The following is a 22,231-nucleotide window of genomic DNA, read 5'->3' on the forward strand; positions in this document are numbered from 1 at the left end:
TCCGTACTACTGACGTGACCGGTACCATCGAACTGCCAGAAGGCGTAGAGATGGTAATGCCAGGCGACAACATCAAGATGGTTGTGACTCTGATCCACCCAATCGCGATGGACGACGGTCTGCGTTTTGCAATCCGTGAAGGTGGCCGTACCGTTGGCGCGGGCGTGGTTGCTAAAGTTCTCGGCTAATTGCTGATAACATTTGACGCAATGCGCAATAAAAGGGCATCATTTGATGCCCTTTTTGCACGCTTTCACGTCAGAACCTGGCTCATCAGTGATTATTTTTGTCATAATCATTGCTGAGACAGGCTCTGCAGAGAGCGTATAATTCGAAAAGCGAATTAGCATTTCGATTTGGTTTGCCTCGCGATCGCGGGGTGAAAATGTTTGTAGAATACTTCTGACAGGTTGGTTTATGAGTGCGAATACCGAAGCTCAAGGGAGCGGGCGCGGCCTGGAAGCGATGAAATGGGTAGTAGTAGCCGTTCTGCTGATCGTAGCGATTGTCGGCAACTACCTTTATCGTGACATTATGCTGCCGCTACGCGCGCTTGCAGTGGTAATTCTGATTGCTGCAGCGGGTGGTGTCGCGCTGTTGACGACGAAAGGCAAAGCGACTGTCGCTTTTGCTCGCGAAGCGCGTACCGAAGTCCGCAAGGTAATTTGGCCGACTCGCCAGGAAACATTGCACACCACGCTGATTGTAGCGGCGGTTACCGCTGTAATGTCACTGATCCTGTGGGGACTGGATGGTATTCTGGTTCGCCTGGTATCCTTTATCACTGGCCTGAGGTTCTGAGATGTCTGAAGCCCCTAAAAAGCGCTGGTACGTCGTTCAGGCGTTTTCCGGTTTTGAAGGCCGCGTAGCAACGTCGCTGCGTGAGCATATCAAATTACACAACATGGAAGAGTTATTTGGCGAAGTTATGGTTCCGACCGAAGAAGTGGTCGAGATCCGTGGCGGCCAACGTCGCAAAAGCGAGCGTAAATTCTTCCCGGGTTACGTGCTGGTTCAGATGGTTATGAACGACGCGAGCTGGCACCTTGTGCGCAGCGTACCGCGCGTGATGGGCTTTATCGGCGGCACATCTGACCGTCCGGCGCCAATCAGCGACAAAGAAGTTGATGCGATTATGAACCGCCTGCAGCAGGTGGGTGATAAGCCGCGTCCGAAAACGCTGTTTGAACCGGGTGAAATGGTTCGTGTTAATGACGGTCCGTTTGCTGACTTTAATGGCGTGGTTGAAGAAGTGGACTACGAGAAGTCCCGCCTGAAAGTCTCTGTTTCTATCTTCGGTCGTGCGACCCCGGTAGAACTGGACTTTGCCCAGGTCGAAAAAGCCTAAGCAGCGATCAAAAAAGCGACGATTTAATCGTTGCACAGGGCGCGAGATTGGAATACAATTTCGCGCCTTTTGTTTTTATGGGCAACGGCCCGTAAAACGAATTTTATTCACGGGGAGCCTCACAGAGGCGTTATTACCCAATCAGAGGATTTTAGAATGGCTAAGAAAGTACAAGCCTACGTCAAGCTGCAGGTTGCAGCTGGTATGGCGAACCCAAGTCCACCAGTTGGTCCAGCTCTGGGTCAGCAGGGTGTGAACATCATGGAATTCTGTAAAGCGTTCAACGCAAAAACTGAATCCCTGGAAAAAGGTCTGCCAATCCCAGTCGTAATCACTGTTTACGCTGACCGTTCTTTCACTTTCGTTACCAAAACCCCTCCAGCAGCTGTTCTGCTGAAGAAAGCGGCTGGTATCAAGTCTGGTTCCGGTAAACCGAACAAAGACAAAGTGGGTAAAATTTCCCGCGCTCAGCTGCAGGAAATCGCGCAGACCAAAGCTGCCGACATGACTGGTGCCGACATTGAAGCGATGACTCGCTCCATCGAAGGTACTGCACGTTCCATGGGCCTGGTAGTGGAGGACTAAGAAATGGCTAAACTGACCAAGCGCATGTCCGTGATCCGTGACAAAGTTGATGCGACCAAACAGTACGACATCAACGAAGCTATCGCTCTGCTGAAAGAACTGGCTACCGCTAAGTTCGTTGAAAGCGTTGACGTTGCTGTTAACCTGGGCATCGATGCTCGTAAATCTGATCAGAACGTTCGTGGTGCAACTGTACTGCCACACGGTACTGGCCGTTCCGTTCGCGTAGCTGTATTTACTCAGGGTGCAAACGCAGAAGCTGCTAAAGCTGCTGGCGCTGAACTGGTAGGTATGGAAGATCTGGCTGACCAGATCAAGAAAGGCGAAATGAACTTCGACGTTGTTATCGCATCTCCAGATGCAATGCGCGTTGTTGGCCAGCTGGGCCAGGTTCTGGGTCCACGCGGACTGATGCCAAACCCGAAAGTGGGTACCGTTACTCCTAACGTTGCTGAAGCGGTTAAGAACGCTAAAGCAGGTCAGGTTCGTTATCGTAACGACAAAAACGGCATCATCCACACCACCATCGGTAAAGTGGACTTCGACGCTGACAAACTGAAAGAAAACCTGGAAGCTCTGCTGGTTGCGCTGAAAAAAGCAAAACCAACTCAGGCGAAAGGCGTGTACATCAAGAAAGTTAGCATCTCCACCACCATGGGTGCAGGTGTTGCAGTTGACCAGGCTGGCCTGAGCGCTGCTGCAAACTAATGCCTTTACGTGGGCGGTGATTTTGTCTACAATCTTACCCCCACGTTTGCTAACGAAAGTTAGCGGCTAAAAGATTTGTTCGTTGGAGCCTGGCCTATCCAGGCCTCCGTCGAAGACCGCAGGTGTTTCGTAAGAAACTTAATCCCCTGCGTAGACGGTGACAGAACGCTAAGATTATTTTTTGAATACTCTGGCTTGTTTCTGCTCACCGTATTTAGACGCTCTTCCCGTTGGGTCGAGTGAAGTGAGTTCCGGAACATGAGTTCCGGCAAACATCCAGGAGCAAAGCTAATGGCTTTAAATCTTCAAGACAAACAAGCGATTGTTGCTGAAGTCAGCGAAGTAGCCAAAGGCGCGCTGTCTGCAGTAGTTGCGGATTCCCGTGGCGTTACTGTAGACAAAATGACTGAACTGCGTAAAGCAGGTCGTGAAGCTGGCGTATACATGCGTGTTGTTCGTAACACCCTGCTGCGTCGCGTAGTTGAAGGTACTCCATTCGAGTGCCTGAAAGACACGTTTGTTGGTCCGACCCTGATTGCATACTCTATGGAACACCCGGGCGCTGCTGCTCGTCTGTTCAAAGAGTTCGCGAAAGCGAATGCAAAATTTGAGGTCAAAGCTGCAGCCTTTGAAGGTGAGTTGATCCCGGCATCGCAAATCGATCGCCTGGCAACCCTGCCGACCTACGAAGAAGCAATTGCACGCCTGATGGCAACCATGAAAGAAGCTTCGGCTGGCAAACTGGTTCGCACTCTGGCTGCTGTTCGCGATGCGAAAGAAGCTGCTTAATCGCAGTTGTCTTTATAAAGCATTTGCTTACGTATAAACTTATTCTGATTTTCAGGAACAATTTAAATGTCTATCACTAAAGATCAAATCATTGAAGCAGTTGCAGCTATGTCCGTAATGGACGTTGTAGAACTGATTTCTGCAATGGAAGAAAAATTCGGTGTTTCTGCTGCTGCCGCTGTAGCTGTTGCTGCTGGCCCAGCTGCTGACGCTGCTGAAGAAAAAACTGAATTCGACGTAATTCTGAAAGCTGCAGGCGCTAACAAAGTTGCTGTTATCAAAGCAGTACGTGGCGCTACCGGTCTGGGTCTGAAAGAAGCTAAAGACCTGGTAGAATCTGCTCCAGCTGCGCTGAAAGAAGGCGTGAGCAAAGACGACGCAGAAGCACTGAAAAAATCTCTGGAAGAAGCTGGCGCTGAAGTTGAAGTTAAATAAGCCAACTTTTCTGGTTGCAGCCTGAGTAATTAGGCTGATGGCTGGTGACTTTTTAGTCACCAGCCTTTTTGCGCTGTAAGGCATCAGTAGCATTTCACACTGTTTGACTGCTGATTGTCCTGACAATGCTTGTTTCTATCGACGACTTAATATATTGCGACAGGGTGCTCGCTCTGTGTAAATCGCAACGAAATGGTTTAAGCGTGATAGCAACAGGTATTGCGGAAAGTATTCAATTTTCCGGTCCACAAAATGGTGTTGCACAAACTGTCCCTTCGTCGGACAGATGGGTCGACTTGTCAGCGAGCTGAGGAACCCTATGGTTTACTCCTATACCGAGAAAAAACGTATTCGTAAGGATTTTGGTAAACGTCCACAAGTTCTGGACATTCCATATCTCCTTTCTATCCAGCTTGACTCGTTCCAGAAGTTTATCGAGCAAGATCCTGAAGGGCAGTACGGTCTGGAAGCAGCCTTCCGTTCCGTGTTCCCGATTCAGAGCTACAGCGGTAATTCCGAGCTGCAGTACGTCAGCTATCGCCTTGGCGAGCCGGTGTTTGACGTTCAGGAATGTCAGATCCGTGGCGTGACCTATTCCGCACCGCTGCGCGTAAAACTGCGTCTGGTGATCTATGAGCGCGAAGCGCCAGAAGGCACCGTAAAAGACATTAAAGAACAAGAAGTCTACATGGGTGAAATTCCACTCATGACAGACAACGGTACTTTCGTCATCAACGGTACTGAGCGTGTTATCGTTTCCCAGCTGCATCGTAGCCCGGGCGTCTTCTTCGACAGCGATAAAGGTAAAACACACTCTTCCGGTAAAGTACTGTATAACGCGCGCATCATTCCTTACCGTGGTTCATGGCTGGACTTCGAGTTCGATCCAAAAGACAACCTGTTTGTCCGTATCGACCGTCGTCGTAAACTGCCTGCAACCATCATTCTGCGTGCGCTGCAATATACCACTGAGCAGATCCTGGACCTGTTCTTTGAGAAAGTGATCTTTGAAATCCGCGACAACAAGCTGCAGATGGAGCTGGTGCCGGAACGTCTGCGTGGTGAGACCGCGTCGTTCGATATCGAAGCTGACGGCAAAGTGTATGTGGAAAAAGGTCGCCGTATCACCGCGCGCCACATCCGCCAGCTGGAAAAAGATGATATCAAACACATCGAAGTTCCAGTTGAATACATTGCAGGAAAAGTAGCCGCGAAAGATTACGTTGATGAATCAACTGGCGAGCTGATCTGCCCGGCGAACATGGAGCTGAGCCTGGATCTGCTGGCTAAGCTGAGCCAGTCTGGCCACAAACGTATCGAAACGCTGTTCACCAACGATCTGGACCACGGTCCATACATCTCTGAGACTATCCGCGTCGACCCAACGACCGATCGTCTGAGTGCGCTGGTTGAAATCTACCGCATGATGCGTCCTGGTGAGCCACCAACTCGCGAAGCGGCTGAAAGCCTGTTCGAGAACCTGTTCTTCTCCGAAGACCGCTACGATCTGTCTGCGGTTGGTCGTATGAAGTTCAACCGTTCTCTGCTGCGTGATGAGATCGAAGGTTCCGGTATCCTGAGCAAAGACGACATCATCGAAGTGATGAAGAAGCTCATTGATATCCGTAACGGTAAAGGCGAAGTGGATGATATCGACCACCTCGGCAACCGTCGTATCCGTTCCGTTGGCGAAATGGCGGAAAACCAGTTCCGCGTTGGCCTGGTACGTGTAGAGCGTGCGGTGAAAGAGCGTCTGTCTCTGGGCGATCTGGATACCCTGATGCCTCAGGATATGATCAACGCCAAGCCGATCTCTGCAGCAGTGAAAGAGTTCTTCGGTTCCAGCCAGCTATCTCAGTTCATGGACCAGAACAACCCGCTGTCTGAGATCACGCACAAGCGTCGTATCTCTGCACTCGGCCCAGGCGGTCTGACCCGTGAACGCGCAGGCTTCGAAGTTCGAGACGTACACCCGACTCACTATGGTCGCGTATGTCCAATCGAAACACCTGAAGGTCCAAACATCGGTCTGATCAACTCCCTGTCCGTGTACGCACAGACAAACGAATACGGTTTCCTCGAGACCCCGTATCGTAAAGTGACCGACGGTGTTGTAACCGACGAGATTCATTACCTGTCTGCTATCGAAGAAGGCAACTACGTTATCGCTCAGGCGAACTCCAACCTGGATGACGAAGGCCACTTTGTAGAAGATCTGGTTACCTGCCGTAGCAAAGGCGAATCCAGCTTGTTCAGCCGCGATCAGGTTGACTACATGGACGTATCCACCCAACAGGTGGTATCCGTCGGTGCGTCCCTGATCCCGTTCCTGGAACACGATGACGCCAACCGTGCATTGATGGGTGCGAACATGCAACGTCAGGCCGTTCCAACTCTGCGCGCTGATAAGCCGCTGGTTGGTACTGGTATGGAACGTGCTGTTGCCGTTGACTCCGGTGTTACTGCGGTTGCTAAACGTGGCGGTACTGTTCAGTACGTGGATGCCTCCCGTATCGTTATCAAAGTTAACGAAGACGAGATGTACCCGGGCGAAGCAGGTATCGACATTTATAACCTGACCAAATACACCCGTTCTAACCAGAACACCTGTATCAACCAGATGCCTTGCGTATCTCTGGGTGAGCCAGTTGAGCGCGGCGACGTGCTGGCAGACGGTCCGTCCACCGACCTCGGTGAACTGGCGCTCGGTCAGAACATGCGCGTAGCGTTCATGCCGTGGAACGGTTACAACTTCGAAGACTCCATCCTCGTCTCCGAGCGTGTGGTTCAGGAAGATCGTTTCACCACCATCCATATTCAGGAACTGGCATGTGTGTCCCGTGACACCAAGCTGGGGCCAGAAGAGATCACCGCTGACATCCCTAACGTGGGTGAAGCTGCGCTCTCTAAACTGGATGAATCCGGTATTGTTTACATCGGTGCGGAAGTGACCGGCGGCGACATTCTGGTTGGTAAGGTAACGCCGAAAGGTGAAACCCAGCTGACGCCAGAAGAGAAACTGCTGCGTGCAATCTTCGGTGAGAAAGCGTCTGACGTTAAAGACTCTTCTCTGCGCGTACCAAACGGTGTTTCCGGTACGGTTATCGACGTTCAGGTCTTCACTCGTGATGGCGTTGAAAAAGATAAGCGTGCGCTGGAAATCGAAGAGATGCAGCTCAAACAGGCTAAGAAAGACCTGTCTGAAGAACTGCAGATCCTCGAAGCAGGTCTGTTCAGCCGTATTTATGCGGTGCTGGTTGCCGGTGGCGTTGAAGCTGAGAAGCTCGACAAACTGCCACGCGATCGCTGGCTGGAGCTGGGCCTGACCGACGAAGAGAAACAAAATCAGCTGGAACAGCTGGCTGAGCAGTATGACGAACTGAAACACGAGTTCGAGAAAAAACTCGAAGCGAAACGCCGTAAAATCACTCAGGGCGACGATCTGGCACCAGGCGTGCTGAAGATTGTTAAGGTGTATCTGGCTGTTAAACGTCAGATCCAGCCTGGTGATAAGATGGCAGGTCGTCACGGTAACAAGGGTGTTATCTCTAAGATCAACCCGATCGAAGATATGCCGCACGATGCTAACGGTACGCCGGTAGATATCGTACTGAACCCACTGGGCGTACCGTCTCGTATGAACATCGGTCAGATTCTGGAAACCCACCTGGGTATGGCTGCAAAAGGTATTGGCGACAAGATTAACGCCATGCTGAAACAGCAGCAGGAAGTCGCGAAACTGCGCGAATTCATCCAGCGTGCCTACGATCTGGGTACCGATGTGCGTCAGAAAGTCGACCTGAACACCTTCAGCGATGAAGAAGTGCTGCGTCTGGCAGAGAACCTGCGCAAAGGTATGCCAATTGCAACGCCGGTATTCGACGGTGCAAAAGAAGCTGAAATTAAAGAGCTGCTGCAACTGGGTGGTCTGCCAACGTCTGGTCAGATTACGCTGTTTGACGGCCGTACCGGTGAACAGTTCGAGCGTCCAGTAACCGTAGGTTACATGTACATGCTGAAACTGAACCACCTGGTCGACGACAAAATGCACGCTCGTTCTACCGGTTCTTACAGCCTGGTTACTCAGCAGCCGCTGGGTGGTAAGGCACAGTTCGGTGGTCAGCGCTTCGGGGAGATGGAAGTGTGGGCGCTGGAAGCATACGGCGCGGCATACACCCTGCAGGAAATGCTCACCGTTAAGTCTGATGACGTGAACGGTCGTACCAAGATGTATAAAAACATCGTGGACGGCAACCATCAGATGGAACCGGGCATGCCAGAATCCTTCAACGTACTGTTGAAAGAGATTCGTTCGCTGGGTATCAACATCGAACTGGAAGACGAGTAATTCTCGCTCAAACAGGTCACTGGTGCCGGGTTAACCCCCGGCACCGGATTGTGCTAACTCCGACGGGAGCAAATCCGTGAAAGATTTATTAAAGTTTCTGAAAGCGCAGACTAAAACCGAAGAGTTTGATGCGATCAAAATTGCTCTGGCTTCGCCAGACATGATCCGTTCATGGTCGTTCGGTGAAGTTAAAAAGCCGGAAACCATCAACTACCGTACGTTCAAACCTGAGCGTGACGGCCTTTTCTGTGCGCGTATTTTCGGGCCAGTAAAAGATTACGAGTGCCTGTGCGGTAAGTACAAGCGCCTGAAACACCGTGGTGTGATCTGTGAGAAGTGCGGCGTTGAAGTGACCCAGACCAAAGTGCGCCGTGAGCGCATGGGCCACATCGAGCTGGCATCTCCAACCGCTCACATCTGGTTCCTGAAATCTCTGCCGTCCCGTATCGGTCTGCTGCTGGATATGCCGCTGCGCGATATCGAACGTGTTCTGTACTTCGAATCTTATGTGGTTATCGAAGGCGGGATGACGAATCTGGAACGTCACCAGATCCTGACTGAAGAGCAGTATCTGGACGCGCTGGAAGAGTTCGGTGACGAATTCGACGCGAAGATGGGTGCGGAAGCTATTCAGGCCCTGCTGAAGAGCATGGATCTGGAGCAAGAGTGCGAGCAGCTGCGTGAAGAGCTGAACGAAACCAACTCCGAAACCAAGCGTAAAAAGCTGACCAAGCGTATTAAACTGCTGGAAGCGTTCGTTCAGTCTGGTAACAAACCAGAGTGGATGATCCTGACCGTTCTGCCGGTTCTGCCGCCAGATCTGCGTCCACTGGTTCCGCTGGATGGTGGTCGTTTCGCGACTTCTGACCTGAACGATCTGTATCGTCGCGTCATTAACCGTAACAACCGTCTGAAACGTCTGCTGGATCTGGCTGCGCCGGATATCATCGTACGCAACGAAAAACGTATGCTGCAGGAAGCGGTAGATGCCCTGCTGGATAACGGTCGTCGCGGTCGTGCGATCACCGGTTCTAACAAACGTCCTCTGAAATCTTTGGCCGACATGATCAAAGGTAAGCAGGGTCGTTTCCGTCAGAACCTGCTCGGTAAGCGTGTAGACTACTCCGGTCGTTCTGTAATCACCGTAGGTCCATACCTGCGTCTGCATCAGTGCGGTCTGCCTAAGAAAATGGCACTGGAGCTGTTCAAACCGTTCATCTACGGCAAGCTGGAGCTGCGTGGCCTGGCCACCACCATCAAAGCCGCTAAGAAAATGGTTGAGCGTGAAGAAGCTGTCGTTTGGGATATCCTGGACGAAGTTATCCGCGAACACCCGGTACTGCTGAACCGTGCACCAACCCTGCACCGTCTGGGTATCCAGGCATTTGAGCCAGTACTGATCGAAGGTAAAGCTATCCAGCTGCACCCGCTGGTTTGTGCGGCATATAACGCCGACTTCGATGGTGACCAGATGGCTGTTCACGTACCGCTGACGCTGGAAGCCCAGCTGGAAGCGCGTGCGCTGATGATGTCTACCAACAACATTCTGTCTCCAGCGAACGGTGAGCCTATTATCGTTCCTTCTCAGGACGTTGTATTGGGTCTGTACTACATGACCCGTGACTGTGTTAACGCCAAAGGCGAAGGCATGGTGCTGACTGGCCCGAAAGAAGCTGAGCGTATTTATCGCGCTGGCCTGGCCTCTCTGCATGCGCGCGTTAAAGTGCGTATCACCGAATACGAAAAAGATGAAAACGGCGAGTTCGTTGCGAAAACCAGCCTGAAAGACACGACCGTTGGCCGTGCCATTCTGTGGATGATCGTACCGAAGGGGCTGCCTTTCTCCATCGTCAACCAGGCGCTGGGCAAGAAAGCGATCTCCAAAATGCTGAACACCTGTTACCGCATTCTGGGTCTGAAGCCGACCGTAATCTTCGCTGACCAGACAATGTACACCGGCTTTGCTTATGCAGCGCGTTCAGGTGCATCTGTTGGTATTGATGACATGGTCATCCCAGAGAAGAAACACGAGATCATCTCTGAAGCGGAAGCCGAAGTTGCTGAGATCCAGGAGCAGTTCCAGTCTGGTCTGGTAACCGCTGGCGAACGCTATAACAAAGTTATCGATATCTGGGCTGCGGCGAACGATCGTGTATCCAAGGCGATGATGGATAACCTGCAAACCGAAACCGTGATTAACCGTGACGGCGTTGAAGAACAGCAGGTTTCCTTCAACAGCATCTACATGATGGCCGACTCCGGTGCGCGTGGTTCTGCTGCACAGATTCGTCAGCTGGCAGGTATGCGTGGTCTGATGGCGAAGCCAGATGGCTCCATCATCGAAACGCCAATCACCGCGAACTTCCGTGAAGGTCTGAACGTACTCCAGTACTTCATCTCTACTCACGGTGCTCGTAAAGGTCTGGCGGATACCGCACTGAAAACAGCGAACTCCGGTTATCTGACGCGTCGTCTGGTTGACGTTGCGCAGGATCTGGTTGTGACCGAAGACGATTGTGGCACCCTCGAAGGTATCACCATGACCCCGGTTATCGAGGGTGGTGATGTTAAAGAGCCACTGCGCGATCGCGTACTGGGTCGTGTAACCGCGGAAGACATTCTGAAGCCGGGTACTGCAGACATTCTGGTTCCACGCAATACGCTGCTGCACGAACAGTGGTGTGACCTGCTGGAAGCAAACTCTGTTGACTCAGTGAAAGTACGTTCCGTTGTATCCTGTGACACCGACTTTGGTGTATGTGCGCACTGCTATGGTCGTGACCTGGCGCGTGGCCACATCATCAACAAAGGTGAAGCAATCGGTGTTATCGCGGCACAGTCCATCGGTGAACCGGGTACACAGCTGACGATGCGTACGTTCCACATCGGTGGTGCGGCATCTCGTGCGGCTGCTGAATCCAGCATCCAGGTGAAAAACAAAGGTAGCATCAAGCTCAGCAACGCGAAGTCTGTTGTTAACTCCGCAGGCAAGCTGGTTGTGACCTCTCGTAACACCGAGCTGAAACTGATCGACGAATTCGGTCGTACCAAAGAGAGCTATAAAGTACCTTACGGTGCTGTTATGGCGAAAGGTGATGGTGAGCAGGTTGCCGGCGGTGAAACCGTTGCAAACTGGGATCCACACACCATGCCAGTTATCACCGAAGTAAGTGGTTTCATCCGCTTCACTGACATGATCGACGGCCAGACCATTACTCGTCAGACTGACGAGCTGACCGGTCTGTCTTCTCTGGTGGTTCTGGATTCTGCAGAGCGTACTACTGGCGGTAAAGACCTGCGTCCTGCACTGAAAATCGTTGATGCTCAGGGTAACGACGTTCTGATCCCTGGTACCGATATGCCTGCGCAGTACTTCCTGCCAGGTAAAGCGATTGTACAGCTGGAAGATGGCGTACAGATCAGCTCTGGTGACACCCTGGCACGTATTCCTCAGGAATCCGGCGGTACCAAGGACATCACCGGTGGTCTGCCACGCGTTGCGGACCTGTTCGAAGCACGTCGTCCGAAAGAGCCGGCAATCCTGGCTGAAATCAGCGGTATCATCTCCTTCGGTAAAGAGACCAAAGGTAAACGCCGTCTGGTTATCACTCCAGTAGATGGCAGCGAGCCGTACGAAGAGATGATTCCTAAGTGGCGTCAGCTCAACGTGTTCGAAGGTGAACGTGTAGAACGTGGTGACGTGGTTTCCGACGGTCCAGAAGCGCCGCACGATATCCTGCGTCTGCGTGGTGTGCATGCTGTTACTCGTTACATCGTTAACGAAGTGCAGGACGTATACCGTCTGCAGGGCGTTAAGATTAACGATAAACACATCGAAGTTATCGTTCGTCAGATGCTGCGTAAAGCAACCATCGAAAACGCAGGTAGCTCTGAGTTCCTGGAAGGCGAGCAGGTTGAATACTCTCGCGTTAAGATCGCTAACCGCGATCTGGAAGCGAACGGCAAAATCGGTGCGACCTTCGCACGCGATCTGCTGGGTATCACCAAAGCGTCTCTGGCAACCGAGTCCTTCATCTCTGCAGCATCGTTCCAGGAAACTACGCGTGTCCTGACCGAAGCGGCTGTTGCAGGTAAACGTGATGAACTGCGCGGTCTGAAAGAGAACGTTATCGTGGGTCGTCTGATCCCGGCTGGTACCGGTTATGCGTACCATCAGGATCGTATGCGTCGTCGTGCTGCGGGCGAACTGCCAGCTGCACCGCAGGTCACTGCTGAAGATGCATCCGCGAGCCTGGCAGAACTGCTGAACGCAGGTCTGGGTGGTTCCGACAACGAGTAATCGTTGATTCAGCTAATAAAAAACCCGCTTCGGCGGGTTTTTTTATATCTTTTTTTCAGTTAATCAGCGGTAGCCGACGATACAACTCTATCATATCGCCCGCCAGGTCCTGAATGACCATCGCGTTCATCAGGTGATCCTGAGAATGGACGGTGATCAGGTTAACCGGCAGCTTCCCGGTACCTTCATCAAGACCAATAAGCTGTGTCTGAATCGTGTGCGCATGCTTCACATATTCGCGCGACTCTTCCATCGCCTTTTCGGCTCCGGCAAAGTCACCTTTACGTGCCATCTGCAACGCCGTAAGGGCAGCACTGCGTGCCGCACCTGCGTTGACCAGCAGTTCCATGATTGTGGTTTCTAAGTCTTCCATTATGACTCCAGCAGTTTGAGCGCTTTTTCCAGTACGGCCTCGCCTTTCATCATGCCGTAATCCATCATGTCGATTACCGCGACCTGTTTACCCAGCGGGTCGGCCTGTGCCTGAAGTTTAGCCTGCTCGTATTTAACCTGTGGCCCCAGCAATACGATGTCGGCCGTCGCGATATTGTCTTTAAACTCCGCAACCGGAACGGCTTTAATGGTGACTTCAACCCCTTTTTTCTGTGCGGCATCTTTCATACGTTGAACCAGCATGCTGGTTGACATTCCCGCTGCACAGCATAAAACGATGTTCTTCATAATCAGCCTCGATCTACATGTGTTTATTGATAATTATCCCGTGCAGAACGCTTCAACAACCGCTTTACCGTGATTGTGTGTGAGGCATCACAAAGAAACCGAAGATTTTCTGAAACCGGTTACAATTTTGCATTGGTGAGCAGCTTACCCGCCGAAACGGGCAGGCTGACAGGGGAGGATTAGCTGATGGACGTGCGGATAATGCGATTTTTTCCCTGCTGCTTCGCGCTGTAGAGGGCGTTATCAACGCTCCCTACAAATTGCTCCAGCGGTTCGTGGTGCCATTCTCCCAGACCACCACTGAACGTTACCCGCAGGTTTTCTTCTCGCCAGACGCGTTTTTCAACGGCGGTACGCCACGTCTCAAGTAATGAAAGTGCGGAAGCAATTTGTTCGGCCTGGAAGACCACCGCGAATTCTTCCCCACCATAACGGTAAACCGAGACGTGATGCGGCTGCATTATCTGGATCCCTTCTCGGGCGACGCTGCGCAGGACAATATCACCGGTCAAGTGGCCCAGCGTATCGTTAATCGATTTGAAGTTATCAATGTCCGCCAGCGCCATTGCAAAAGACTGGTGTGCATCCATCAGTTCCGCCACATCGCTATCGAATGCGCGGCGGTTTTTGCAGCCCGTCAGTGCATCGTGCGTTGCCTGGCGCACATACGCCATTTCGCGCTCTTTATTGGACTGGATAGTGTGGCTCAGCATCGCTTCCAGGCGTGGAACCTGGCTGACATCACCGGTTTTGATTGCATTGATAATGTGCATCAGCACGGTACGCGATGCATGGCGCAGATATAAACCAAAGAGAATGATGATGATAGCCGCCAGGGCAAACCCCCAGCCAACAATCGTTGTTTCGTGGCGAGTGATATCGGTGAGTGTTGCCCCCGATACCCGGTAGATAACAAACCAGTCCGGGTTGGTAAACGAGTAATAGTAATACCAGGCGTTACTTTTCTTGTCGTAAAGATGGCCTTCGCCGCTGGTCATTTTGTCCATCAGCGCTTCGCTCACGTACTTTTTGAAGAGCGCGCCGGTATCCGGGTGCAGCACCACAGCACCGTCGCGTTCGACGATAAAGAATTCCCCCTGAACGGGAGCCACCATCTGACGCAGGGTATAGCCCATTGACGTCAAATCGAGATCAAAAGCGATGGTTCCCTTCAGTCTGCCTTCAGGTGAAATCAAGGGCTTATAGAGTGTTACCGTCGGATGGCCAGTGAAGTAGTCCATGTAGGGGCTTGTATAGTGGCTGAAGATACTGGCTTCCGCCTGGGCGACAAACCACGGCCGAGTTCGGGGATCGAAAGTTTTGCTCTTATCCGTAGGGAGCACTTCCGGTGCTCGCAGATAATTCCCCTGCGTGTCGGCCAGCGAAACGGAGGATACGGTCGGCATCAGGTTCTGCAAATACATCATCATCTGCAGTCCCTGTGTTGGGTTGACGTTTAACGTCTCGTTTAGCTTGTTGTCGCGCGCGAAGTACATTGCGGAACGGCCAAGGATATAGTCATTTTCACGCAGGATAGATTCGGTGTAATTCACTGCCAGGTTATGCGTGAAATTGCTATTAATCTTGTGATAATCCTCAAGAAAATCCTTTCTCTGCGAAAGCGTCACCGCGACTGCGATCAGCACAAAACTGCACAGGATCCCCGCGAAGCTGAGCATAATTGGCCGGGTGAAAGAGAGTTTTTTACTGTGAAGTGCCATGAGTTGTACATCGATCCTGATGGTGAATGCTTTTTGTCTGCCGATATCCTCTCAGCATAGTCGCTGTCCTGCGATTGGCTGTGAATTATACGATGTACGGTTTCAGACGAGATGATTTATATTAAGAATCACTAAGAAATTACTTATGAACATTCTGGATTCAGGCAGAGGCAGGGCGAAACGAGGAAGAAGCTTTTTCGCCCTGGCCAGCGTCCGTTGCTGGCCTTGAGACAATAAAAAACCGGACGATTGCTGACAATCATCCGGTTTTGCCTTTTCGTCGCGTCTCGACAATTTTTTAACGTGTTGCAGTGCGTTTCAACGCAATTGCGAGGCTCTTCCCAGCCAGCTGTCCCAGTCTTTCCAGACAGGCTGTAGACCCTGTTCAGTCAGAGCGGCAGCGACTGCTTCCGGACGTCGCCCGTCATGTGGCGCAAACTGCTCCAGTTCCGGATGGTCGTCGGCGTAGCCGCCGGGCTGCGTTTTGGAAAATGCGCTAACGTTGTTGATCGCAAGTGGGATCACGCGATCGCGAAACGCCGGGGACTCGCGCGTTGAGAGAGATAACTCAACCTCCGGAGCAAGCAGGCGGAACGCACAGATGGTTTGCACCAGTTGACGCTCATCCATCAGAGAAGCCGGTTCAACCCCTCCCGTGCAAGGTCGCAGCCGGGGGAAGGAGATAGAGTAACGGCTCTGCCAGTAGCGTTGCTGGAGCCATAGCAGATGTTCTGCCACCATGTAGCAATCTACCCGCCAGCTATCCGATAGCCCGATCAGTGCCCCAAGACCGATTTTGTCGATCCCGGCGCGTCCCAGTCTGTCCGGTGTCTCCAGCCGGAAAAAGAAATCCTGTTTCTTTCCCTTGAGGTGATGCCGGGCATATGTCGCCTCGTGGTAGGTTTCCTGATAGACCATGACCCCGTCCAGCCCGAGCGTTTTTAACTCCGCGTATTCCTCTTGCGACAGGGGCTGAACTTCCATTTGCAAAGAGGCAAACTGACGACGAATGGCGGGGAGGTGCTGACGAAAATAGTCCATCCCCACTTTCCCCTGATGTTCACCCGTGACCAGCAGAAGGTGCTCAAAGCCCATTTCACGAATGGCCGCACACTCACGCGCAATTTCACTCTCATCGAGCGTTTTCCGCTTGATGCGGTTGCTCATGGAGAAGCCGCAATAGGTGCAGTCATTGGCGCACAGGTTAGAGAGGTAAAGCGGGACGTAAAAACTCACCGTGTTGCCAAAGCGCTGGCGTGTCAGCCTCTGAGCACGCTGTGCCATCGGTTCAAGATATGCACTGGCTGCCGGGGAGAGCAGGGCCATCAAATCCTCGCGGGTGAGGTGACGGGCATTTAATGCCCGCTCCACGTCAGCAGCCGTCTTGCTGTTGATGCGCAGGGCAATGTCGTCCCAGTTAAGCTGCCGCCAGCGCTCGGTAAACGTGCTCATGAGATTGCCTCCAGAAAACCGGTCAACGGGCTGGTGGCCTGAGCCTGAAAACTGCGTGAACCGGGGCCGGACGCCCTTGCCAGCACACCGGCTTCTACGGCCATGCGGAACGCACGCGCCATCATGACCGGATCGTCAGCCACCGCGATGGCCGTATTCACCAGCACAGCGTCTGCACCCATCTCCAGCGCCTGCGCAGCATGGCTGGGCACGCCAATGCCCGCATCCACAACGACGGGCACGGTGGCCTGCTCAATAATGATTTCAAGCATCGCGCGGGTTTCCAGTCCCTGATTGGAGCCGATAGGGGCACCCAGTGGCATGACGGCGGCACAGCCGACCTCTTCCAGACGCTTGCACAGTACGGGGTCGGCTCCGCAGTAAGGCAGAACGATAAACCCCTGCTGAACCAGTTTTTCGGCTGCTTTCAGCGTTTCGATAGGGTCAGGTAGCAGCCAGCGGGCATCCGGGTGAATTTCCAGCTTCAGCCAGTGGGTGCCGAGCGCTTCTCGCGCCAGTTGTGCGGCAAAAATCGCCTCCTCTGCCGTTTTCGCGCCGGACGTATTGGGCAGCAGCGTAACGCCTGCTTCCAGTAAAGGTGCCAGAATGGCATCGCTGTGGTGACGCAGGTCCACGCGCTTCATGGCCAGCGTCACCAACTGGCTGCCGCTTTCCCGGATGGCCTCCACCATCAGCTGTGGAGAGGCGAATTTTCCGGTTCCGGTAAACAGATGTGAATCAAAGACTTTATCGGCAATACGTAACATCTCAGCCCCCTGCGATAACCTGAAACAGCAGGATTTGATCACCTTCATTGACCTGCTGAAGCTCCCACTGCTCGCGCGGCAGGATCTGTTGATTGAGCGCCAGCGCCGTACCTGGTTTAAGCTGACGCAATTTATCGAGCAAAACGGCAACGGTAAGCCCGTCGTCGCAGCTCATCGGCTCATCGTTAAACAGAATGCGCATCGTGGCCTCCGCATACCGGGCAGTGGCTGGCACGGTGAAGCGCCAGCTGTCGCCAGCCGCTGGAGCGGGCATCAAACAAGCGCAGCGTATTGCGTTCCGTCTCCATGCCGCTAAGCAGCTTGATAGCTTCCAGCGCCTGCATTGTGCCCATTACACCGACCACCGGACCAAGAATGCCCGCCGTCCGGCAGTTGCGCGTTGGCTCGGCATCATCCGGCCACAGGCAGCGATAGCAGCCCTGTGACCACGGCGGAGTCAGAACCATCATCTGCCCGCCGAAACCCACCGCGCTGGCGGTGATAAGCGGCGTATTATTTGCCACGCAGGCGGCGTTGATCGCCTGACGCGTCGCCATATTGTCGGTGCAGTCCAGCACCACGTCGGCCAGGGCAACTTCGCGTTGCAGGCTTTCACCGCTGAGCCGTTGCTGTAAGGCAATCAGTTCGATATCCGGGTTAAGCTGGTTCAGCCGCTGGCGGGTGATTTGCGCTTTAGGCTGGTTAATATCCTCGGTGGTAAAGAGAATTTGCCGTTGCAGGTTGCTGAGGTGAACGTCGTCGTCATCGGCCAGTACCAGCGTGCCGACGCCCGCCCCTGCCAGATAGAGCGCGGCAGGGGCTCCTAACCCGCCCAGACCCACAATCAGAACCCGACTGGCGAGCAGCTTTTGCTGCCCGTCAATGGCGATATCCTCGAGCAGAAGCTGACGGCTGTAGCGCATAAAATCACGATCATTCATCGCCTGCTCCTGCCAGCTGTAACAACTGCTCAGTGGCCGTCTGCCAGTCTGCGGCCTGGGTAATGGCGCTGACGACGGCAATGCTGCCGACGCCGGTCTCCAGCACCGCCGGGGCACGTTCAAGGCTAATGCCGCCGATGGCAACGGTGGGATAATCGGCAAGGCGTTCAACGTGACTCGCCAGCTGCGTCAGACCTTGCGGTGCGGAGGGCATCTGCTTGGTTTGCGTCGGGAAGACGTGGCCGAGTGCGATGTAAGAGGGGCGGGCGGTCAGCGCGACGTCGATTTCCATATCGTCATGCGTTGACACCCCCAGACGCAGCCCTGCGTCGCGGATCGCATTGAGGTCGGTCGTCTCAAGGTCTTCCTGACCCAGATGTACGCCGTAAGCCTGGTGTTTGATCGCCAGTCGCCAGTAGTCGTTGATAAACAGACGAGCGTCATAGCGACGTCCCAGCTCGATGGCAGAAACCACATCCGCCTCTACCTCTTCATCGTGTTTATCTTTAATGCGTAGCTGGATTGTGCGAACGCCCGCCGCAAGCAGGCGCTCTATCCATTCCACGCTGTCCACCACCGGATAGAGCCCTAAACGGAAGGGCACTGGTGGGAAATCGGGCTGGTACATTACGCCTCCTCTTTTTTGAGGTAGATTTCACCACCTTTGGCGCGGAAGGTTTCTGACATATCCGCCATGCCCACTTCAATGGTTTGTGTGGCCGCGTAGTCACGTACCTCCTGGCTGATTTTCATCGAGCAGAATTTTGGCCCGCACATGGAGCAGAAGTGTGCCACCTTGCCCGATTCCTGCGGCAGTGTTTCGTCGTGATAGGCGCGGGCAGTGAACGGGTCGAGCGCCAGGTTGAACTGATCTTCCCAGCGGAATTCGAAGCGTGCTTTCGACATGGCGTTATCACGGATTTGCGCTCCCGGGTGGCCTTTCGCCAGATCGGCTGCGTGAGCGGCAATTTTGTAGGTGATCAGACCCTGCTTCACGTCCTCTTTGTTTGGCAGGCCGAGGTGCTCTTTCGGCGTAACGTAGCAGAGCATGGCGCAGCCGAACCAGCCGATCATTGCCGCACCAATCCCCGACGTGAAATGGTCGTAGCCCGGCGCGATATCGGTGGTCAATGGCCCGAGGGTGTAGAACGGCGCTTCGTGGCAGTGTTCCAGCTCTTCGGTCATGTTGCGACGGATCATCTGCATTGGCACATGCCCCGGGCCTTCAATCATCACCTGTACGTCATATTCCCAGGCGATTTTGGTCAGTTCGCCCAGCGTGTGCAGTTCGGCAAACTGCGCTTCGTCATTGGCATCGCGGATGGAGCCAGGACGCAGGCCGTCGCCCAGCGACAGAGAGACATCGTAAGCGGCGCAGATTTCGCAGATTTCACGGAAGTGTTCGTAGAGGAAGTTTTCCTGATGATGGGAGAGACACCACTTCGCCATGATCGAACCGCCGCGCGAGACGATGCCTGTCAGACGCTTCGCCGTCATCGGCACGTAGCGCAGCAGGACACCCGCGTGAATGGTGAAGTAGTCCACGCCCTGCTCAGCCTGTTCCAGCAGCGTATCGCGGAACGCTTCCCAGGTGAGATCTTCGGCAATGCCGTTGACCTTCTCCAGCGCCTGATACACAGGTACCGTCCCGATTGGTACCGGGCTGTTACGCAGGATCCATTCGCGGGTCTCGTGAATATAACGGCCAGTGGAGAGGTCCATCACCGTGTCCGCACCCCAGCGCGTCGACCAGACCAGTTTTTCCACCTCCTCTTCAATGGAGGAAGTAACAGCAGAGTTACCGATGTTAGCGTTGACCTTCACCAGGAAATTACGGCCGATAATCATTGGCTCAGATTCCGGGTGATTGATGTTGGCAGGGATAATCGCGCGGCCAGCGGCGACTTCGTCACGCACAAATTCCGGCGTAATGTTTTCCGGCAGGCGAGCGCCAAAACCTTCCCCCGGATGCTGGTGGCGCAGAATTTCGCTACGGATGCGCTCACGACCCATGTTTTCGCGAATGGCGATGAACTCCATTTCGGGGGTGACGATCCCCTGACGAGCGTAGTGCAGCTGGGTCACGCATTTGCCTGCTTTAGCGCGTTTCGGTGTCAGAAGACCGGTGAAGCGCAGCTCGTCCAGATCGTCGTCGGCCAGGCGCTCTTTGGTGTAGGCGGAACTTTGCTCGTTTAGCTCTTCGCTGTCCTGACGGGCGTCGATCCACGGCTGGCGCAGTTTAGCCAGGCCTTTCTGAACGTTGATAGCAATTTCAGGGTCACCGTATGGGCCGGAGGTGTCATAGACCGGAACAGCTTCGTTGTCTTCATACTGCGGGTTATCTTTGCTGCCGCCGATAAGTGTTGGGCTAAGCTGAATTTCACGCATCGGCACACGGATATCCGCCTGAGAGCCGGTGATGTAGATGCGTTTAGAGTTCGGGAAAGCGGTGCCTTCCAGGGTATCAATGAAGTGTTGGGCGTGTGCGCGCTGTTCGCGGCGGGTCAGTTTAGTGGTAGACATAGCTCATTCCAAAAGTGAAGGACATGGCTTGTCAGACGACGGATGAAGCAAGAGAAGATCGCCCGCAGGCGATTCAACAGCAGTGTGACTCTTGTTCCCTTCGCAGGTATTAACCTGATCAGGTTCCGCGGATCCCGAATTAACGGTCTCAGCCCGCGTTTTTGCAAACGCTGGGCACTCCGACAAGAAAAATCCCCCTCGTGAGAGGGGCGAATGTTTGTAAATTACTCGTTAACGATTAAGAACTCAAGCAGGGCGCGCGATGTTATCTTCGTTGCTGGCACTGAGATTGCTATCCAGCACGAGGGCGATCAGCTTATCTTCCAGTGTGAATCGCTCTTCCAGCGCTTCGCCAAGGTCGGAAAGCGCCTGCTGAAACTCAAGATAGTTATCGTGATCGATCGCATTCTCAAGTGTGGAATCGTAGTAGTCCATAATCTGCTGGGTATTGGCTTCCAGCAGCGGATAGAGTTTGCTGGCCGCTAAATACGGCGTAGTCCCTTCCATTTCGCGGATAATGCGTTCATAAATATTGAAATGGCCGTCGGACAGGTAGTCGACCAGGCTCTGACAAAAATCATCCAGCGCTTTTTCATTCAGACGCATAAACGATTCTTTGCCAGGCTTAATACCGACCAGATTGTAATAAGCCACGAGTAGATGCTTGCGCACATGTAGCCAGCGATCCACCAGTTTGTTACTTCCTCTAACGCGCTCAGTCAGGCTTTCTAGCTGGTTTAACATGTTCGACTCCGCAAAGTTTAGAATTGAATCTGCTTATCCAAAATGTAACCACAATGCTAACAACATGTCAGTGAAGCGAAGGTAGTGCAATAGATATGGATCGTATTATTGAAAAATCAGATCTTGGTTGGTGGATCGTCAGTCACGAACAAAAATTATGGCTCCCCGTCGGGGAAATTCCCTATGGTGCGGCGGAAAAATTCGATCTTGTTGGTCAACCTGCACAGAGGATCGGTGAGTGGCAGGGCGATCCCGTGTGGATGGTCCAGCAGGCTCGCCGTCAGGACATGGGATCGGTTCGTCAGGTGCTGGATCTGGATGTGGGACTGTTCCAGCTGGCGGGCCGTGGCGTACAGCTGGCGGAGTTTTATCGTTCGCATAAATACTGCGGTTACTGCGGGCATACCATGCACCCGAGCAAAACCGAGTGGGCGATGCTCTGCAGTCACTGCCGTGAACGCTACTATCCGCAGATCGCGCCGTGCATTATCGTCGCTATCCGTCGCGAGGATTCCATCCTGCTGGCGCAGCATACCCGTCACCGCAACGGCATTCACACTGTGCTGGCCGGGTTTGTCGAAGTGGGCGAAACGCTGGAGCAGGCGGTGGCGCGCGAAGTGATGGAGGAGAGCGGGATTAAAGTGAAGAACCTGCGCTATGTTACCTCCCAGCCGTGGCCGTTCCCGCAGTCATTAATGACTGCATTTATGGCCGAATATGATAGCGGGGACATCGTCATCGACCAGAAAGAGTTACTGGAAGCGAACTGGTATCGGTATGACGATTTACCTATGTTACCGCCGCCAGGTACGGTGGCGCGTCGGCTGATAGAAGATACCGTGGCAATGTGTCGGGCTGAGTATGAGTAGTGTTACACTGAGGCCATGAC

19 protein-coding genes, 1 pseudogene and 1 riboswitch are annotated in these 22,231 nt (G+C 53.4%); of the genes and pseudogenes, 10 read left to right on the forward strand and 10 right to left on the reverse strand.

The genetic code is table 11. The features are described from left to right. The 9 genes and pseudogenes from tuf to rpoC form a co-directional block, all read left to right on the forward strand. A pseudogene (tuf, locus tag WB237_RS22620) lies at nucleotides 1-188 on the forward strand (elongation factor Tu); the annotation flags it as partial. Between the two features lie 229 nt (nucleotides 189-417). Next, a complete protein-coding gene (gene secE / locus WB237_RS22625) occupies nucleotides 418-801 on the forward strand; it encodes a preprotein translocase subunit SecE (RefSeq protein WP_013094999.1) in 384 nt (127 codons plus the stop codon). A 1-nt stretch (nucleotide 802) separates the two neighbouring features. Then, nucleotides 803-1,348 carry a transcription termination/antitermination protein NusG gene (nusG, locus tag WB237_RS22630; protein ID WP_003862341.1) on the forward strand — a complete coding sequence of 182 codons (546 nt, stop codon included), beginning with the start codon at nucleotides 803-805 and terminating at the stop codon, nucleotides 1,346-1,348. 156 nt (nucleotides 1,349-1,504) lie between these two features. Then, nucleotides 1,505-1,933 carry a 50S ribosomal protein L11 gene (gene rplK, locus WB237_RS22635; RefSeq protein WP_008503452.1) on the forward strand — a complete coding sequence of 143 codons (429 nt, stop codon included), beginning with the start codon at nucleotides 1,505-1,507 and terminating at the stop codon, nucleotides 1,931-1,933. A gap of 3 nt (nucleotides 1,934-1,936) precedes the next feature. Next, nucleotides 1,937-2,641 carry a 50S ribosomal protein L1 gene (gene rplA, locus WB237_RS22640; RefSeq protein WP_013095000.1) on the forward strand — a complete coding sequence of 235 codons (705 nt, stop codon included), beginning with the start codon at nucleotides 1,937-1,939 and terminating at the stop codon, nucleotides 2,639-2,641. A gap of 291 nt (nucleotides 2,642-2,932) precedes the next feature. Next, nucleotides 2,933-3,430 (forward strand): 50S ribosomal protein L10, encoded by a 498-nt coding sequence (rplJ, locus tag WB237_RS22645; RefSeq protein ID WP_004097644.1) that lies wholly within the window; start codon nucleotides 2,933-2,935, stop codon nucleotides 3,428-3,430. 66 nt (nucleotides 3,431-3,496) lie between these two features. Further along, nucleotides 3,497-3,865: a 50S ribosomal protein L7/L12 gene (gene rplL, locus WB237_RS22650; protein WP_014882064.1), complete on the forward strand. Its 369-nt coding sequence runs from the start codon at nucleotides 3,497-3,499 to the stop codon at nucleotides 3,863-3,865. Between the two features lie 319 nt (nucleotides 3,866-4,184). Further along, nucleotides 4,185-8,213 carry a DNA-directed RNA polymerase subunit beta gene (rpoB, locus tag WB237_RS22655; RefSeq protein WP_014882065.1) on the forward strand — a complete coding sequence of 1,343 codons (4,029 nt, stop codon included), beginning with the start codon at nucleotides 4,185-4,187 and terminating at the stop codon, nucleotides 8,211-8,213. Between the two features lie 76 nt (nucleotides 8,214-8,289). Further along, nucleotides 8,290-12,513 carry a DNA-directed RNA polymerase subunit beta' gene (rpoC, locus tag WB237_RS22660; protein WP_028018476.1) on the forward strand — a complete coding sequence of 1,408 codons (4,224 nt, stop codon included), beginning with the start codon at nucleotides 8,290-8,292 and terminating at the stop codon, nucleotides 12,511-12,513. A 55-nt stretch (nucleotides 12,514-12,568) separates the two neighbouring features. Here the strand turns inward: rpoC and WB237_RS22665 are convergent, their stop codons facing one another. The 10 genes from WB237_RS22665 to WB237_RS22710 form a co-directional block, all read right to left on the reverse strand. Continuing rightward, entirely contained in the window at nucleotides 12,569-12,886 is a 318-nt protein-coding gene (locus WB237_RS22665; RefSeq protein ID WP_336216631.1) for a PTS lactose/cellobiose transporter subunit IIA, read from the reverse strand. Next, nucleotides 12,886-13,194: a PTS sugar transporter subunit IIB gene (locus WB237_RS22670; protein WP_114980102.1), complete on the reverse strand. Its 309-nt coding sequence runs from the start codon at nucleotides 13,192-13,194 to the stop codon at nucleotides 12,886-12,888. Before WB237_RS22670 ends, WB237_RS22665 begins: the two co-directional genes overlap by 1 nt. Nucleotides 13,195-13,373: 179 nt before the next feature. Continuing rightward, entirely contained in the window at nucleotides 13,374-14,915 is a 1,542-nt protein-coding gene (locus WB237_RS22675) for a sensor domain-containing diguanylate cyclase (protein WP_336216634.1), read from the reverse strand. A 318-nt stretch (nucleotides 14,916-15,233) separates the two neighbouring features. Further along, nucleotides 15,234-16,367: a 2-iminoacetate synthase ThiH gene (thiH, locus tag WB237_RS22680; RefSeq protein ID WP_336216636.1), complete on the reverse strand. Its 1,134-nt coding sequence runs from the start codon at nucleotides 16,365-16,367 to the stop codon at nucleotides 15,234-15,236. Next, on the reverse strand, nucleotides 16,364-17,134 hold the full coding sequence (gene thiG, locus WB237_RS22685) for a thiazole synthase (protein ID WP_336216638.1): 771 nt from the start codon (nucleotides 17,132-17,134) through the stop codon (nucleotides 16,364-16,366). The genes thiH and thiG overlap by 4 nt, the downstream gene beginning before the upstream one ends. A 1-nt stretch (nucleotide 17,135) precedes the next feature. Then, nucleotides 17,136-17,336: a sulfur carrier protein ThiS gene (thiS, locus tag WB237_RS22690; protein ID WP_028018471.1), complete on the reverse strand. Its 201-nt coding sequence runs from the start codon at nucleotides 17,334-17,336 to the stop codon at nucleotides 17,136-17,138. Beyond that, nucleotides 17,320-18,075 carry a thiazole biosynthesis adenylyltransferase ThiF gene (thiF, locus tag WB237_RS22695; protein ID WP_128348912.1) on the reverse strand — a complete coding sequence of 252 codons (756 nt, stop codon included), beginning with the start codon at nucleotides 18,073-18,075 and terminating at the stop codon, nucleotides 17,320-17,322. Before thiF ends, thiS begins: the two co-directional genes overlap by 17 nt. After that, nucleotides 18,068-18,703, reverse strand: coding sequence for a thiamine phosphate synthase (gene thiE / locus WB237_RS22700; RefSeq protein WP_336216641.1), 636 nt, complete (start codon nucleotides 18,701-18,703; stop codon nucleotides 18,068-18,070). Before thiE ends, thiF begins: the two co-directional genes overlap by 8 nt. Beyond that, nucleotides 18,703-20,598, reverse strand: a complete 1,896-nt coding sequence (gene thiC, locus WB237_RS22705) for a phosphomethylpyrimidine synthase ThiC (protein ID WP_336216643.1) — start codon at nucleotides 20,596-20,598, stop codon at nucleotides 18,703-18,705. Before thiC ends, thiE begins: the two co-directional genes overlap by 1 nt. Nucleotides 20,599-20,676: 78 nt before the next feature. Next, nucleotides 20,677-20,790: riboswitch (TPP riboswitch) on the reverse strand. A 54-nt stretch (nucleotides 20,791-20,844) separates the two neighbouring features. Further along, on the reverse strand, nucleotides 20,845-21,342 hold the full coding sequence (locus WB237_RS22710; protein ID WP_028018467.1) for an Rsd/AlgQ family anti-sigma factor: 498 nt from the start codon (nucleotides 21,340-21,342) through the stop codon (nucleotides 20,845-20,847). Between the two features lie 95 nt (nucleotides 21,343-21,437). Between WB237_RS22710 and nudC the strand changes: the two genes are divergently transcribed. Then, nucleotides 21,438-22,211: an NAD(+) diphosphatase gene (gene nudC / locus WB237_RS22715; RefSeq protein WP_336216646.1), complete on the forward strand. Its 774-nt coding sequence runs from the start codon at nucleotides 21,438-21,440 to the stop codon at nucleotides 22,209-22,211. The last annotated feature ends 20 nt before the right edge of the window (nucleotides 22,212-22,231 follow it).

Origin of the sequence: Enterobacter sp. P82 (genome assembly GCF_037053385.1) — a bacterium.
Taxonomy (GTDB): domain Bacteria; phylum Pseudomonadota; class Gammaproteobacteria; order Enterobacterales; family Enterobacteriaceae; genus Enterobacter.

What these genes read in the sequence shown, in the direction of transcription:
- secE (WP_013094999.1), top strand. Translation starts at nt 418, where the DNA reads ATGAGTGCGAATACCGAAGCTCAAGGGAGCGGGCGCGGCCTGGAAGCG.
- nusG (WP_003862341.1), top strand. Translation starts at nt 803, where the DNA reads ATGTCTGAAGCCCCTAAAAAGCGCTGGTACGTCGTTCAGGCGTTTTCC.
- rplK (WP_008503452.1), top strand. Translation starts at nt 1,505, where the DNA reads ATGGCTAAGAAAGTACAAGCCTACGTCAAGCTGCAGGTTGCAGCTGGT.
- rplA (WP_013095000.1), top strand. Translation starts at nt 1,937, where the DNA reads ATGGCTAAACTGACCAAGCGCATGTCCGTGATCCGTGACAAAGTTGAT.
- rplJ (WP_004097644.1), top strand. Translation starts at nt 2,933, where the DNA reads ATGGCTTTAAATCTTCAAGACAAACAAGCGATTGTTGCTGAAGTCAGC.
- rplL (WP_014882064.1), top strand. Translation starts at nt 3,497, where the DNA reads ATGTCTATCACTAAAGATCAAATCATTGAAGCAGTTGCAGCTATGTCC.
- rpoB (WP_014882065.1), top strand. Translation starts at nt 4,185, where the DNA reads ATGGTTTACTCCTATACCGAGAAAAAACGTATTCGTAAGGATTTTGGT.
- WB237_RS22665 (WP_336216631.1), bottom strand. Translation starts at nt 12,886, where the DNA reads ATGGAAGACTTAGAAACCACAATCATGGAACTGCTGGTCAACGCAGGT.
- WB237_RS22670 (WP_114980102.1), bottom strand. Translation starts at nt 13,194, where the DNA reads ATGAAGAACATCGTTTTATGCTGTGCAGCGGGAATGTCAACCAGCATG.
- WB237_RS22675 (WP_336216634.1), bottom strand. Translation starts at nt 14,915, where the DNA reads ATGGCACTTCACAGTAAAAAACTCTCTTTCACCCGGCCAATTATGCTC.
- thiH (WP_336216636.1), bottom strand. Translation starts at nt 16,367, where the DNA reads ATGAGCACGTTTACCGAGCGCTGGCGGCAGCTTAACTGGGACGACATT.
- thiG (WP_336216638.1), bottom strand. Translation starts at nt 17,134, where the DNA reads ATGTTACGTATTGCCGATAAAGTCTTTGATTCACATCTGTTTACCGGA.
- thiS (WP_028018471.1), bottom strand. Translation starts at nt 17,336, where the DNA reads ATGCGCATTCTGTTTAACGATGAGCCGATGAGCTGCGACGACGGGCTT.
- thiF (WP_128348912.1), bottom strand. Translation starts at nt 18,075, where the DNA reads ATGAATGATCGTGATTTTATGCGCTACAGCCGTCAGCTTCTGCTCGAG.
- thiE (WP_336216641.1), bottom strand. Translation starts at nt 18,703, where the DNA reads ATGTACCAGCCCGATTTCCCACCAGTGCCCTTCCGTTTAGGGCTCTAT.
- thiC (WP_336216643.1), bottom strand. Translation starts at nt 20,598, where the DNA reads ATGTCTACCACTAAACTGACCCGCCGCGAACAGCGCGCACACGCCCAA.
- WB237_RS22710 (WP_028018467.1), bottom strand. Translation starts at nt 21,342, where the DNA reads ATGTTAAACCAGCTAGAAAGCCTGACTGAGCGCGTTAGAGGAAGTAAC.
- nudC (WP_336216646.1), top strand. Translation starts at nt 21,438, where the DNA reads ATGGATCGTATTATTGAAAAATCAGATCTTGGTTGGTGGATCGTCAGT.